Source organism: Streptomyces sp. VTCC 41912, from assembly GCF_045799175.1.
Taxonomy (GTDB): Bacteria; Actinomycetota; Actinomycetes; order Streptomycetales; family Streptomycetaceae; genus Streptomyces; species Streptomyces albulus_C.
On record NZ_JBJMAB010000026.1, the window covers coordinates 15,649 to 28,254 of the forward strand.

12 protein-coding genes and 1 pseudogene are annotated in these 12,606 nt (G+C 73.3%); 6 read left to right on the forward strand and 7 right to left on the reverse strand.

Translation table 11 applies throughout. The annotated features are described in order from the left end of the window. Positions 1–157 precede the first annotated feature (157 nt). Positions 158–790: pseudogene (locus tag ACJ6WD_RS28545) on the forward strand (TetR family transcriptional regulator); the annotation flags it as partial. Between the two features lie 158 nt (positions 791–948). On the opposite strand, the gene ACJ6WD_RS28550 reads toward ACJ6WD_RS28545, so the two are convergent. Beyond that, positions 949–2,391 (reverse strand): M6 family metalloprotease domain-containing protein, encoded by a 1,443-nt coding sequence (locus ACJ6WD_RS28550; RefSeq protein WP_407616797.1) that lies wholly within the window; start codon positions 2,389–2,391, stop codon positions 949–951. After that, entirely contained in the window at positions 2,379–2,576 is a 198-nt protein-coding gene (locus tag ACJ6WD_RS28555; protein WP_376554852.1) for a hypothetical protein, read from the reverse strand. Before ACJ6WD_RS28555 ends, ACJ6WD_RS28550 begins: the two co-directional genes overlap by 13 nt. A 268-nt stretch (positions 2,577–2,844) precedes the next feature. On the opposite strand from ACJ6WD_RS28555, the gene ACJ6WD_RS28560 reads away from it, so the two are divergent. Further along, complete coding sequence (locus ACJ6WD_RS28560) at positions 2,845–3,495, forward strand: TetR/AcrR family transcriptional regulator (protein WP_233658723.1); 651 nt, start codon at positions 2,845–2,847, stop codon at positions 3,493–3,495. Positions 3,496–3,760: 265 nt separating this feature from the next. After that, the gene (locus ACJ6WD_RS28565) at positions 3,761–5,290 is read left to right on the forward strand and encodes an MFS transporter (RefSeq protein ID WP_407616798.1); all 1,530 of its coding nucleotides are present in this window, start codon (positions 3,761–3,763) and stop codon (positions 5,288–5,290) included. 155 nt (positions 5,291–5,445) lie between these two features. On the opposite strand, the gene ACJ6WD_RS28570 is transcribed toward ACJ6WD_RS28565, so the two are convergent. Together ACJ6WD_RS28570 and ACJ6WD_RS28575 are read right to left on the reverse strand one after the other, a co-directional pair. Continuing rightward, positions 5,446–5,943, reverse strand: a complete 498-nt coding sequence (locus tag ACJ6WD_RS28570; RefSeq protein ID WP_016575232.1) for a MarR family winged helix-turn-helix transcriptional regulator — start codon at positions 5,941–5,943, stop codon at positions 5,446–5,448. A gap of 330 nt (positions 5,944–6,273) precedes the next feature. Further along, a complete protein-coding gene (locus tag ACJ6WD_RS28575) occupies positions 6,274–7,326 on the reverse strand; it encodes a questin oxidase family protein (protein WP_407616799.1) in 1,053 nt (350 codons plus the stop codon). 391 nt (positions 7,327–7,717) lie between these two features. Here ACJ6WD_RS28575 and ACJ6WD_RS28580 point away from each other — a divergent pair, with 391 nt between their 5' ends. After that, positions 7,718–8,290 (forward strand): pyridoxamine 5'-phosphate oxidase family protein, encoded by a 573-nt coding sequence (locus ACJ6WD_RS28580; RefSeq protein ID WP_407616800.1) that lies wholly within the window; start codon positions 7,718–7,720, stop codon positions 8,288–8,290. A gap of 75 nt (positions 8,291–8,365) precedes the next feature. On the opposite strand, the gene ACJ6WD_RS28585 is transcribed toward ACJ6WD_RS28580, so the two are convergent. From ACJ6WD_RS28585 to ACJ6WD_RS28595, 3 genes are all read right to left on the reverse strand, one after another. Further along, positions 8,366–8,917, reverse strand: a complete 552-nt coding sequence (locus tag ACJ6WD_RS28585; protein WP_376444856.1) for a PPOX class F420-dependent oxidoreductase — start codon at positions 8,915–8,917, stop codon at positions 8,366–8,368. A gap of 67 nt (positions 8,918–8,984) precedes the next feature. Next, positions 8,985–9,569, reverse strand: coding sequence for a hypothetical protein (locus ACJ6WD_RS28590; RefSeq protein WP_233658720.1), 585 nt, complete (start codon positions 9,567–9,569; stop codon positions 8,985–8,987). Positions 9,570–9,748: 179 nt separating this feature from the next. Beyond that, complete coding sequence (locus tag ACJ6WD_RS28595) at positions 9,749–10,276, reverse strand: GNAT family N-acetyltransferase (RefSeq protein WP_233658719.1); 528 nt, start codon at positions 10,274–10,276, stop codon at positions 9,749–9,751. A gap of 184 nt (positions 10,277–10,460) precedes the next feature. On the opposite strand from ACJ6WD_RS28595, the gene ACJ6WD_RS28600 reads away from it, so the two are divergent. Next, positions 10,461–11,462, forward strand: a complete 1,002-nt coding sequence (locus ACJ6WD_RS28600) for an RNA polymerase sigma factor RpoD/SigA (RefSeq protein ID WP_016573993.1) — start codon at positions 10,461–10,463, stop codon at positions 11,460–11,462. Positions 11,463–11,781: 319 nt separating this feature from the next. Continuing rightward, entirely contained in the window at positions 11,782–12,552 is a 771-nt protein-coding gene (locus ACJ6WD_RS28605) for a DeoR/GlpR family DNA-binding transcription regulator (RefSeq protein WP_020930965.1), read from the forward strand. The last annotated feature ends 54 nt before the right edge of the window (positions 12,553–12,606 follow it).

Below are 12,606 nucleotides of genomic sequence, written 5' to 3' on the forward strand. Positions count from 1 at the left end.
TGTGGGGTCCGCGGTGGAGTCGGCCGACGGGTTTGGGGTTGAGGGGTCAGGGATTTCCGGGCTCTCGAAAGTTGAGAGGACACTTGTTCACTGACTTCTTCAGTGTACGACCGGGGGCGGGTGGATCGCTTCGGAGAACGGTTGTTTACTGGATGACATGAGTCACAGTGTGGGTGGAGTCCGGCAGGTGCAGAAGCAGAAGACCCGTCAGGCGCTGCTGGACGCGGCGCTCGGGCTGCTGGAGGAGCAGAGCCTGAGCAGCCTCGGGCTGCGCGAGGTGACCCGGGTGGTGGGGGTCGCCCCGACCGCGTTCTACCGGCACTTCCGGGACCTGGGGGAGTTGGGCGTCGCGCTCGTCGAGGAGGCGCTGGGCAGCCTGCACGTGATGGTGCGCGCGATCCTCGCCGAACAGGACGCCGCGGAGGAGCGGATAGACCGCACGATCGCGGTCGTCGAGCGGCACGTGCGCGAACACCCCGCGCACGTGCGGTTCGTGGCCCGCGAGCGGCGGGGTGGGGTGCGGGCGGTGCGGCACGCCATCGCCGGGGAGCTGGACCGGTTCGCGGCGGAGGTCGCCGCGGCGCTCAAGACCCAGCCGGTGTCGGCCGGTTGGCGGGACGAGGACGTGCGGATGTTGGCCGAGCTGTACGTCGACCGGCTGGTGACGACCGCGGCGGAGCTGCTCGACGCGCGGGAGGAGGGCGGCGAGGAGGCGGCCGAGCGGGTGGTGTGGCGCGCCCGGCGGCAGTTGCGGCTGATCAGTCTCGGGCGGCGGCATTGGGGGGAGGAGGGGCAGGCGTCAGCCTCGGTGGCGGAGGCGGAGGCGGAGGCGGAGGCGGAGGCGGAAGCGGAAGCGGGAGCCGGTCCGTCCGGGTCGTCCGGTCCGTCCGGGCCGTCCGGTCCGTCCGGTCCGTCCGGGCCGTCCGGTTCTGCGGAGCCGTCCGGGGGTTAGTGGTGGGCGGGGGTGGTGCGGATGCGGTAGGTGCCGTCGGTGTTCTCGGTGAGGACGGTGACGGTGACGCCGCTGGTGTGGTCGGTGAAGGTCTCGCCGGGGCGGAACGGGGCGTCCGTGAGGTCCGCCTCGACGTAGCGCGCGTCGGCGTAGCAGCCGCGGCTGTGCGGGGTGGCGTCGACGACGCGGAGCGGCGCGCGGCCGGTCGGGACCTTGGTGTCCACGTGGTAGACGAGGACGCCGGGGCGGCAGACGATCGGATCCAGCAGGCCGCTGGCTCGGGCCTCGACGACGAAGGCGGTGTGCGGCCCGGTCGGGATGACGACGATCTTGGTGCCGCCGGGGGTGGAGATCGGCGTGAGGACGTGTTCGGTGGGCCTTCCGCCGGCCGGTGTGCAGTGCACCTGGCCGGGGGCGAGCCAGCCCATCTTCCACTTGTGCCAGCCCAGGAAGTCGTTGGTCGGCCCCCAGTCCTCGTCCATCGGGTCCCAGTGCCCCACCGGCGTCGAACCGCTCCTTCCGTCGGTGTAGTAGAGGTCCGGTAGGCCGAAGGAGTGGGCGTTCTCGTGGTTGAGGACGCGGAAGGCGCTCAGGCCGGTCTGCCGGCTCCAGATGAACGAGACGTTCCGGAACGGCGCGCCGCGGCTGCTCTTGAGGCCGAGGTCGGCGCCGCTGAAGGTGACCGACAGGACCGTGTGGGTGGCGGCCGGGCCGGCGTTGGGGGACGCGATGACGTTGACGATGTCGTAGTTGCGGAAGTCCACGAACGGGTCCACGGCGTGCACGAGTTCGCGGGAGAGGGCGTGGTAGCCGCGGTCCGAGGACGGGTCGAAGGTGGCGCCGCGGTTGATGCCGTAGGCCGCCAGGGGGCGTGACATGCGGATCCAGCGGAAGAGCGGCTTGGGGACGTAGGAGAGCCGCCCGTACGAGCTGGTGCGGAAGTAGTCGGTGACGGCCGGGAAGAACTCGGCGAAGCGGGCCATGGGGGAGAGGGCGGCGGGGGCGTCCGGGAAGTCCACGAACAGGGTGAGGGCCCGGACGGTGCCGGTGGCGTGGGCGAAGGCGGCGGGGGTGGGGGCGGATTCCGCGACGTCGTCGCTGATGCCGGGGAGGGCGCAGGGGCCGGTGGGGCGTGCGCCGGGAGGAACGGCGGCGGGGGCGCCAGGGGGGACCGGCGGGGTCGGCGGGGTCGGCGGCGGCGGGGGGACGGGGGGACGGGGCGCGACGGGGGGTGCGGGGGCGGTGGTGCCGGGGAGCGTGGTGGTGGCTGCCGCCGCGGCTGCGGTGGTGGCCGCGGCGGTGGGTGGTGTGGCGGGCTGGGTGCCGGGGGGCGGTGGCGCGGCGGTGGCGTAGCGCGGGATGGTCAGGGCGAGGGCGGCGGCCGCGCAGGTGGCGGTCGTCGCCAGGGCGGCGCGGAGCCGGCGTGTCAGGGGGCGCATGGGGATGCCTCGGAGGGGCCCTCGGGCGTGCCGGTGTGCGCGGGGTGCGGGGCGGTGGCGGCGTGGTGCGGGCGGGCGTCCGCCTCGGGCGGGCCGGCGGCCATGAGGGGCGGGCCGGCGGCCGTGCGGCGCGGGCCGGTGTGCGCGTCGCCCGGGCCGGTGTGCGGGCGGACCGTTCGGGTCATTGGGCGGATGCCTTCTGCCTCATGCTGCTCAGCCTGCGGCGGCGGATGGTCGCCCGCGCGTGGGGATGCGTCAAATGGAGGGCCGGGGTGGTGCGGAGGGATGGTCGGCGCGCGTCGGGGCCGGCAGGCGCGACCGCTTGTGCTCCACGTCACATGGTGGGTGGGAAATATCCGGGGAGCCGATCCCCGTTTGTACGTGGTGTTGGGCGAAGTGGGGAGTGGCTCCCCGGTTTCGCGGGTGTGGCGCGTACGAAGGGAGTGTGCCGACGTGTCCGGAGGGGTGCGGGTGAAGAGCGTGCAGCCGCGGCTGCGGGCCGATGCGGTGCGCAACCGGGAGCGGATCATCGCTGCCGCGCGGGAGACGATGGTCGAATTCGGCGCCGAGGTGCCGTTCGATGAAATCGCTCGACGTGCGGGTGTCGGCAATGCGACGCTCTACCGTCACTTCACGGATCGCCGGGAGTTGATCCACCACGTCACGCTTTCCGTCATGTCCCGTATCGCGGACCGCGCGGAGCGCGCCCTCGCCGAGGAGTCAGATGCCTTCGAAGCGCTGCGGCGCTTCGTCCACGACGCGGTGGAGGAGCGGATCGGTGCGTTGTGCCCGTTGCTCTCCGACGGCTTCGACCCGGCCCATCCCGATCTGCTCGCGGCGCGCGGGCGCCTGGACGCGGCCATCGAGGCCGTCATGGCTGCCGCGCGCGACGACGGCCAGCTGCGCGCCGACATCGCCGTCGGCGACCTGATGGTCGCGCTCACCCAGCTCACACGTCCGTTGCCGGGCAGCGGCTGTCTCGACTTCGACAAGTTCGTGCACCGGCACCTCCAGCTGTTCCTGGACGGCCTACGGGCCCCCGGCCGGTCCGAACTGCCCGGTTGCGCCGTCACGTTGGAGGACCTGAGGCACCGCTGCTCGTGAGCCGCGGCGGCTGAGGCGAGCGGGCCGGACCGACCGGCCCGTCGAGCCCCCGGCCTCCGGCGTCCTCCGTCGGGACGTCGTCGTCCGTTTCCGTTCCCCTGCGGGTGTGCGCCCGCTTCCCGATCTTCCGTCCGCGCCAGTCCACGACTGCACGACTCCGTAGCTCCTCAGTTCCGCATTTCCGCAGTCCCTTAGTTCCTCAGTTCCTTAGTTCCGCCCCGTTCATCACCTCCGTTCCGTTACGCACCACTAGGTGGACCCCGTCATGCCTGAAACCGTTCCGTCCGTCGATCCCCGGCGCTGGAAAGCGCTGATATTCATCGCCCTCGCGCAACTGATGGTCGTCCTCGACTCGACGATCGTGAACATCGCGCTGCCCTCCGCCCAAGACGACCTGGGGATCAGCGACGCCAACCGGCAGTGGGTCATCACGGCCTACGCGCTGGCCTTCGGCGGGCTGCTGCTCTTCGGCGGGCGGATCGCCGACCTGTGGGGCCGGCGCCGGACCTTCGTCATCGGCCTGATCGGCTTCGCTGCGGCCTCCGCGGTCGGCGGGGCCGCGCTCAACGAGGGCATGCTGCTGGGCGCGCGGGCGCTGCAGGGCGCCTTCGGTGCGCTGCTGGCGCCGTCCGCACTGTCGCTGCTGGCGGTGACGTTCACGGAGGCCCGGGAGCGCGCCAAGGCGTTCGGCATCTTCGGCGCGATCGCCGGTGGTGGCGGCGCGGTCGGCCTGATCCTCGGCGGCGTGCTGACCGAGTACATGGACTGGCGCTGGACGTTCTTCGTCAACATCCCGTTCGCCGTGGTCGCCGCGACCGGCGCGGTGCTGGTCATCCGCGAGCCCGCGGTGGGCCGCAACTCCTCCCGGCTGGACGTGCCCGGCGTCATCCTGGCGACGCTCGGCCTGGTCTCGCTGGTCTACGGCTTCACCCGGGCCGAGTCGGACGGCTGGCTGGCCGGCGCGACGCTGGGGCTGTTCGCCGCGGCGGCCGTGCTGCTGCTGACGTTCGTCGTGGTCGAGTCCAAGGTGGCGGCGCCGCTGCTGCCGCTGCGGGTGGTCGCCGAGCGGAACCGCGCGGGCGTCTACGCGTCGCTGGGCCTGGCCGTGATCGGCATGTTCGGTCTCTTCCTGTTCCTGACCTACTACCTGCAGATCGTGAAGGGCTACACGCCGGTCGTGACCGGTCTGGCCTTCCTCCCGATGGTCGCGGGCATGATCACCGGTTCGACGCAGATCGGCGCCCGGTTGATGACCCGGGTGCGGCCGCGGCTGCTGATGGCGCCCGGCTTCACGGTCGCCGCGCTCGGCATGCTGGTGCTGACCCAGATCGACCTGGACACGTCCTACCCGGCGCTGATCCTGCCCGGCTTCGTCCTGATGGGCCTGGGCATGGGCACGGCGTTCATGCCGGCCATGTCGCTGGCCACGCACGGGGTCCAGCCGCGGGACGCCGGCGTCGCCTCCGCGATGGTCAACACCTCGCAGCAGGTCGGCGGCGCGATCGGCACCGCCCTGCTGAACACCATCGCGGCCAGCGCCACCACCGCGTACGCCACCTCGCACGCGGCCGGCGCCCGCTCGGCGGACCTGCTCAAGCTCCAGTCGATGGTGCACGGCTACACCTCCGCCATCTGGTGGGCGGTGGGCATCCTGGCCCTGGCGGCGGTGATCGCCTTCACCTTCATCAACACCGGGCGGCTCGGCGGCGGTTCGCCGAAGGCGTCGTCGGACGACGGTGCGGGCGCGTCGGCCGACGCCGAGGAGGCGGCGCAGGTCCCGGTGCTGGTGCACTGAGGCGGGACGGCGGGCGGGGCCCACGGGACGACGCCGCGCCGGCACCGGCGCGGCGTCGGGCGGCCGGCGTGGCCGCTGCGCCCCCTTGCTCCCACACGCCCCGAAACCATCCGAACGCGTGGCGCTGCGCCGGCCTCCCCTCGTTCCGCTGACGCTCAGCGGAGCCAGGGGAGGTCGGCGCCCTGCGGTTGGAGGCCGTCGGCGATCACGCAGCAGATCGCGTCGAGTTGGCCGATCTGTTCCGGGGTGAGGCGGTCGAAGATCGCGGCCCGGACCGCGTTGACGTGTCCGGGGGCGGCCTTCTCCAGGATCCGCAGTCCCTCGTCCGTGAGGTGGGCGTTCTGGCCCCGCTTGTCCGACGGGCAGTCCTCGCGCCGGACCCAGCCGTTCTTCTCCAGGCGGGCGACGGCGTGGGAGAGCCGGGACCGGGTGATCTTGGCGTTCTGGGCCAGCTCGGTCATCCGCATCCGGCGCCGCGGCGCGCGGGAAAGCTGGACGAGCAGGCCGTAATAGACGTGCGGCATCCCGGCATCACGCTGGAGCTGGCGGTCCAAGTGGTCCTCCAGGAGCGTGGTGGCGTGGAGGTACGCCTGCCAGGCGTGCTGCTCCTCGTCGTCGAGCCAGCGCGGCTCGGTCGCGGATTCGTTGCTCATGCCATCCACTCTCTCACCGCCAGACGAATTATTTAAGATTTAACAATACGGCTTCGGCTGGGAACGACCTTCTTCCGGCCGGAGGGGCCCGGTGCCGACGAACGGGCGGGGCGCGGGGGTCCGGGCGCGGGGGGAGTGGGTCGGCCGCAGGTGTGAGCGCCCCGCGGTGGGGCGGCCATCGTCGCGGGGCGGTCGGATACCGCCAGTGTGACGCCGTAGCGCCGTTATGTCGTTAATGTCGAAGCCATTTCTCGGCCGCTCCGGCCGTCCGGGCGCGCTCCGCCCGCGCGCCCGGACGGCCGGAGCGGCGCCGGTGCGCCTCCGGCGCGCTCAGTCCTCGCCCGGAGTGATCAACTCCAGGGACCGGAGCGCGGCCAGCAGGGCGCGGTCGTCGCCGTCCGGGGTCCAGGACGCCACGTCGAGGGCGGTGTCGGTCAGCTTGATCGCGTGCGCGTCGCCGTGCGCGGCGGCCCGCTCGAAGACCTCCTCCGGGGTGAGCGCCCCGGCCTTGAGGGCCGGCAACGGCGCGTCGGGGCTGTAGACGGAGGTGAGCGCGGCGCTCGCCGTCCAGGCCGCCCCGAGCGAGGGCGCCCACAACTCGCGGGGCAGCGCCGGGAGGGTGCGCAGGACCGCGCTCGGCGCGGTGGCCGCGTGCACCAGGAGGACCGCGTCGCCGTGGCCGTAGTCCAGGTACCGGTGGGTGGCGGCCCGCACCAGCGCGGCCAGCTGCTCGCGCGCGTCCTCGGGCCCCTGCGGCGCGCGCAGCGACTCGGCGGCGGCCAGCCAGCCCTGCGTGCCGGGGAGCTGGGCCAGTCCGTTGACGACGGACGTCCGCTGGTCGGCGACGTGCGGGAGCGTGGCGAGCACGTCGTCGGGGGCGCCGGTGCCGCTCGGCCGCACGGACACCGGCAGCGTGGTGTGGCGGGCCGCCCAGTAGCCGAGGGCGTGCGCCAACTCCGCGCTCCGCGGCTCCGCTTCGCCCTGTTCCAGGAGGGTGCGCACGGCGTGGCCGACGCGGATCACCGGGTGGGTGGCGGCGCCCGCGATGCCGGGGAGCAGCCGGGGCCACCACTCGGCGAGCACCTCCCGCCAGGGGCGTTCGGCGACCTGGCGGGTCAGGTGGGCGGTCCAGTCGGTGACCCGGCGCGGATCGCCCAGCGCCTCCTGCCAGTTGGCTTCGGTGATCGTGGTCCGGGCGCTCGGTACGTCCTCCAGCCGGGTGGCGTAGTCGTCGAGCCAGCGGTGGACGGTGCGCGCCTGGCCGTGCCGGACCAGGGCCTCCACGGCCATCGGACCGTGATTGCTGAGGAACCCGTTGAACTCGGGGCCGGTGGTGTGGAGGCGTTCCAGGGCTTCGTCGAGTGTGCCGCTCGTCGTATCCATGGCCCGAGGCTAGGACCGGGCCTCCGGCCCGGGTAACGGGCCGCGGGCGGATCCCCAACCGGCCGGTGGGACTACGGCCTTGGTCTTACGGCGCGCGGGGGGCCGTAGCGGGAGCGCGGCAGGGGGCGCGGCACGGCCGGTGGGCGGGCGGGGGCCGCCGAGGGGCCGTGAGCAGGGACGCCGGCGGCGCGGCGGGGCGTTGTCAGTGGTGGGTGCGACGCTGAAGTGGACCGCTGCGGAGGGGGGTTGGTGCGTGGCGCGCGGGGGCCCGGGCGCGCGGAGGTGGATTGTGCGTGCGGCTTCGGGACGGGATCAGGACGGTAATCCGGGACGGGAATCGGGACCGGAATCCGGTCAGGGGGTGTCAGGTATGGGCGGGAGCCTGGACGGCATGACGAGTGAGAGCGGACGACGGACCGGGAGCGGAGCAGGGAGCGGGAGTGAGGCGGTCGGTTGGGCGGCCGTGGAGGTGGCGGCGCCGGAGTTCGCCGCGCTGGTGCGGGAGCGGTTCGGACTGCACCGGCACCACGTCCTGGCCACGCTGCGCAAGGACGGCGCACCGCGGCTGACGGGGCTGGAGGCGGACTTCCGCTTCGGGGAGCTGTGGCTGGGCATGATGGCGGGCTCGCGCAAGGTGCAGGACCTGCGGCGGGACCCCCGTTTCGCACTGCACGTCAACCCCGGCGGCGGGACGGACCTGGCCGGGGGCGATGTGCGGGTGTCCGGTCGGGCGGTCGAGGTGGGCGATCCGGGCCTGAAGGCGCGGTACGCGGCGGCGGTGCGGCCGCCGGAGCCGTTCGAGCTGTTCCGGGCGCTGCTGACGGAGGTGGTGCGGACGTCCGTCGAGGCCCCGTTCGTGAAGTTGGAGGTCTGGCGGCCGGGCCGGCAGCTGCGGACGTCGCAGGATCCGCAGGTGCTGGCGGGCCCCGGGGTCGGGGAGGGGGTGCGGCCGATCGACGGGTGAGGGCCGGCCGGACGTCCGGCCGACCCTCGGGAGCCGCCGGGGGGCGGTGTGTGCGCCGGGGCCGGCGGCTGCGGGTCAGTCGCCGGTGCGGTCGACGTCGCGGGCGTTCGCGCGGCCGCCGTCCGCCTTCAGGTGCCAGCTGATGACGCGGCGCGGGTGGATGCGGATCACGTCGTTGCTGAAGAACTCCGGTGCCATCGGCGGGGCGTCGAGGGTGAGCAGTTCGGCCCGGCCGCGGATCTCCACGCCGCGGCCCCAGCCGGGGGCGACCGGGTCGTCGGCCGGGGCCATGTCGTCGACGAGGAGGGAGACGTCCGGACGGGCCTGCGCGTTGCGGTACTTCTGGCTGCGGCGCAGCGCCGGTCCGCCGACGTCGAGGGTGCCGTCGTCGTTGAGGACGAAGCCCACCGGGCGCACCTGCGGCCCGCCGTTCGGCCCCGTGGTCGCCAGACGGGCGAGCGGCTGGCCGGCGAGGTAGGCGCGCTCCTCCGGGGTGAAGACCGGGTCGGCGGGCGGGGACGGTGCCGGGTCGGCGGGCGGGGACGGTGCCGTGCCGGCGGGCTCCGGCGGGTGCGCGGGGCCGGGGCCCGGGGCGGACGCCGGTGGGGGCGTGGGTGCGGGTGTCATGGGGAGGAGGCTAGGAACTCAACTGCGGTTGAGGTCAAGCGGGTTGGGGGTGCCGCCTCCGGTGCGGTCAGTGGGGGGCGTGCAGGCGGTGGCGGCCGGCCACGTGCGCTTCGTGGGGGCGGTGCAGGCCGTGCGGCTCGCGCGTGCGGTGGGTGCGGAAGACGTAGAGCGAGACGAGGAACATCACGAAGAACATCCCTATGCCCCATCCCACGGAAGTCAGCACCGACGGCCGGCTGCCGCCGAGGGAGTAGAGCCAGCCCATCGACGCCCCGAAGAGCGCGGCGTAGGCCAGGGCGCGGGTCTCGGTGAGCATGCTCGACTGGAAGTGCGCCAACGTGACGCCCAGGATCCCGGTGACCACCGCCGCGATCAGCCCGAGGAGCGCGGCCTGGCCGCCCTTGGCCCCGTTGGTGTGGTCCATCCAGATCGTGTAGCAGCCGAAGCAGAGCGCCGCGATGACCGGCAGGGTCACGGTGAGCGGGGCGCGCCGGATCCTGTCGGTGACGGAGCGCCCCGTGGCGGAGTCCGCGGCGGGGCCGGTGGCCGACGCGCCGTGCTCCGGCTCGACGGTGCCGTGCGAGCGGGCGGCCCGGGCGCCGGACGGTTCGCCCCGGAGGGCGGGCTGGTCGCCGTGCGCGTGCTGGTCCATGACGGGCTCCTCTCGTTCGCCCTTCTTCCTGTCCAGGCGACACCCGGGCACCGGCGCCGGCAACCGGAGGGGCCCCGCCGGCGACCGGAGGGGCCCCGCGGGCCGGACGGGAGCGGCCCGCGAAGCGCCGCGGCGTCCGCCGGTCCGTCCCGCGCCCACCGCAGGTCCTTCGGGAACGCCTAACGCAGGTCCTTCTGGAACCAGGACACGTCCCAGTAGCGGTCGAACTTCCGCCCGACTTCGGTGAACGTGCCGATGGGCCGGAAGCCGAAGCGGGCGTGCAGCCGGACGGACGCCTCGTTGGGCTGGGCGATCCCGGCGTAGGCACGGTGCACGTCCTCGTCGGCCAGCGCCGCGAAGAGCGCCCGGTACAGCAGCGTGCCGACGCCCCGGCCGCCGGCCTCCGGCGCGCAGTACACGGTCGTCTCCACGGAGGTCACGTACGCGCCCTTGGGGCGGAAGGCGCTGCTGGTCGCGTAGCCGAGGAGGGAACCGTCCCCCTCTCCTGCCGCCTGCGCAACCAGAAGGCGGTGCGGACCGTCTTTGGGGTGGGAGAGCAACCACGGGCGACGTTGGTCGGGGCTGAAGGGCTCCGTGTCGAATGTGATGGCCGTCTCACGGACGTAGTGATTGTAAAGATCCGTAAGGGCCGTGAGGTCCGTCTCGGCGCCCGCTCTGACCTGCACTTCCCCGCGCTCAGGCGACATCTGCCCTCCCTCGTGACGGCGCAGGGTACTGCATGATCAGAAAAATTGAGGCACGGCTTGGGAATTCTGTCCGGATTCCAGCCGTTGTTTCCTTCGGACGGGTCAGCCGGTTGGCCACACGGTCCATAGGCCGACGACCCGCTCCACTGTCCCGCGACCGACTCAGCGCTAAGGGAGCATCCGCATGGCAACCCGTGCCGTCGCCCGTCGTCAGGCCAGCACCACCGGCTCTGGCCAGGCCAACAGCGTTCGCGCAGCAGGCGGAGACATCGCCGACCGCGACCTGGTCGGCATGTACCTCGACGAGATCGCGCGCACGCCGCTGCTCGACGCCGCCAAGGAGGTGGAGCTGTCCCAGACCATCGAGGCGGGCGTCTACGCCCAGCAGATCCTGGACGGCGAGATCACCGAGGGCAACGCCGCAGGTGCCGAGCGTGCGGAGCTGGAAGCGCTGGCCGCCGAGGGCGAGCGCGCGAAGGACGTCTTCATCCGGTCCAACCTGCGCCTGGTCGTCGCCGTAGCCCGCCGTTACCCCCGCTCCGGTCTGCCGCTGCTCGACCTGATCCAGGAGGGCAACGCCGGTCTGGTGCGCGCCGTCGAGAAGTTCGACTACGCCAAGGGCTTCAAGTTCTCGACCTATGCGACGTGGTGGATCCGTCAGGCCATCACCCGCTCCATCGCCGACCAGTCGCGCACGATCCGCCTGCCCGTCCACCTCGTCGAGGAACTGGGCCGGATCCGCCGCGTGCAGCGGGAGTTCAACCGCGAGAACGGCCGCGACCCGGAGCCGGAGGAGGTGGCGGGCGAGCTGGGTTCCACGGCGGCCCGGGTCACCGACGTCCTGGACTGGGCCCGCGACCCGGTCAGCCTGAACATGTCGGTCGACGACGACGGCGACACCCAGTTCGGCGACCTGCTGGAGGACACCTCCGCGGCCTCGCCCGAGCAGTCGGTGCTCACGCTGCTGCGCAGCGAGGAGTTGGAGGACCTGATCGACCGCCTCGACCAGCGCACCGCCTCGATCATCAAGGCCCGGTACGGCATCGAGGACGGCCGCGAGCGGACGCTGACGGAGGTCGGCAAGCAGCACGGGCTGACCCGTGAGCGGATCCGCCAGATCGAGAAGCACGCGCTGCTGGAGCTGAAGCGGATGGCGCGGGACACCGGGTTCGACGCGGCGGCCTGAGCCGCGTCCCCCGGGGCGGGCCCGCATGCCGGGCCCGCGGTGATACCGGGCCGGCGGTGACGTCGGTCCTGGGTGCGGGTGTTTTTTGGGCGAGCCCCGGTGCCGTGACGGCGTCGGGGCTCCTTTGCGTCCACGGGTGCGGCCGGGTGGGCTCACGGGGCGCCCGAGTCCGTCCGCGGGATGCCCGGGTGGGGGGCATGGCGCGCGGTCATGCCCGTTTGGGTCCGATGGGATGCCCGTATCTGTTTACTTGGGGGAGTTGTGGGCGTAGCATCTCGGTGAAACCACAGGTTCGGGCATGGAACGGACACAGACGCAGATGTACGCACCCGAGCGCCAGCAAGAGATCCTGCGGCTCGCCCGAGAGGGCGGGCGGGTCGACGTGCTCTCCCTCGCCGAGGAGTTCCAGGTCACCGCCGAGACCGTCCGGCGCGACCTGAAGGCGCTGGACCGCGCCGGCCTGGTCCGGCGGGTGCACGGCGGCGCCATCCCGGCCGGCCGCCTGGACTTCGAGCCCGACCTCGCCGAGCGGGACGCGGTCGCCGCCGACGAGAAGCAGCGCATCGCCCGGGCCGCGCTGGCCGAACTGCCCGGCGGCGAGGGCCCCGGCAGCGTGATCCTCGACGCCGGCACCACCGCGGCCCGGCTCGCCGCGGAGATCCCGTTGGAGGCCGAACTGACCGTGGTCACCCACGGCCTGCCGGTCGCCGCGCGGCTGGCGGACCACCCCGGCCTCACCCTCCACCTCGTGGGCGGCCGGATCCGGCACCGCACGCGGGCCGCGGTCGACGACTGGGCGCTGCGCGCCTACCGGGAGATCAACGCCGACGTGCTCTTCCTGGCGACCAACGGCTTCTCCCTCGACGGCGGCCTGACCACGCCCGACCTCGCCGAGGCCGCGGTCAAGCGGGCGTTGATCGCCGCGGCCCGCCGGGTGGTGCTGCTCGCCGACTCCGCCAAGTTCGGGCAGCAGCACTTCGCCCGCTTCGGCGACCTCGCGGACGTCGACCTGCTGATCACCGACACGGGGTTGAGCCCCGAGGACGCCCGCGCCATCGAACGCGCCGGCACGGAGGTGGTCCGCGCATGACGCCGCCCCACGGGCCCGCCCGCCACACCGCCACCACCCCGACCGCGACCCGCG

Coding starts and splice junctions, on each gene's coding strand:
- ACJ6WD_RS28550 (WP_407616797.1), bottom strand. CDS start 2,391: ATGCGCCCCCTGACACGCCGGCTCCGCGCCGCCCTGGCGACGACCGCC.
- ACJ6WD_RS28555 (WP_376554852.1), bottom strand. CDS start 2,576: ATGACCCGAACGGTCCGCCCGCACACCGGCCCGGGCGACGCGCACACC.
- ACJ6WD_RS28565 (WP_407616798.1), top strand. CDS start 3,761: ATGCCTGAAACCGTTCCGTCCGTCGATCCCCGGCGCTGGAAAGCGCTG.
- ACJ6WD_RS28570 (WP_016575232.1), bottom strand. CDS start 5,943: ATGAGCAACGAATCCGCGACCGAGCCGCGCTGGCTCGACGACGAGGAG.
- ACJ6WD_RS28575 (WP_407616799.1), bottom strand. CDS start 7,326: ATGGATACGACGAGCGGCACACTCGACGAAGCCCTGGAACGCCTCCAC.
- ACJ6WD_RS28580 (WP_407616800.1), top strand. CDS start 7,718: ATGACGAGTGAGAGCGGACGACGGACCGGGAGCGGAGCAGGGAGCGGG.
- ACJ6WD_RS28585 (WP_376444856.1), bottom strand. CDS start 8,917: ATGACACCCGCACCCACGCCCCCACCGGCGTCCGCCCCGGGCCCCGGC.
- ACJ6WD_RS28590 (WP_233658720.1), bottom strand. CDS start 9,569: ATGGACCAGCACGCGCACGGCGACCAGCCCGCCCTCCGGGGCGAACCG.
- ACJ6WD_RS28595 (WP_233658719.1), bottom strand. CDS start 10,276: ATGTCGCCTGAGCGCGGGGAAGTGCAGGTCAGAGCGGGCGCCGAGACG.
- ACJ6WD_RS28600 (WP_016573993.1), top strand. CDS start 10,461: ATGGCAACCCGTGCCGTCGCCCGTCGTCAGGCCAGCACCACCGGCTCT.
- ACJ6WD_RS28605 (WP_020930965.1), top strand. CDS start 11,782: ATGTACGCACCCGAGCGCCAGCAAGAGATCCTGCGGCTCGCCCGAGAG.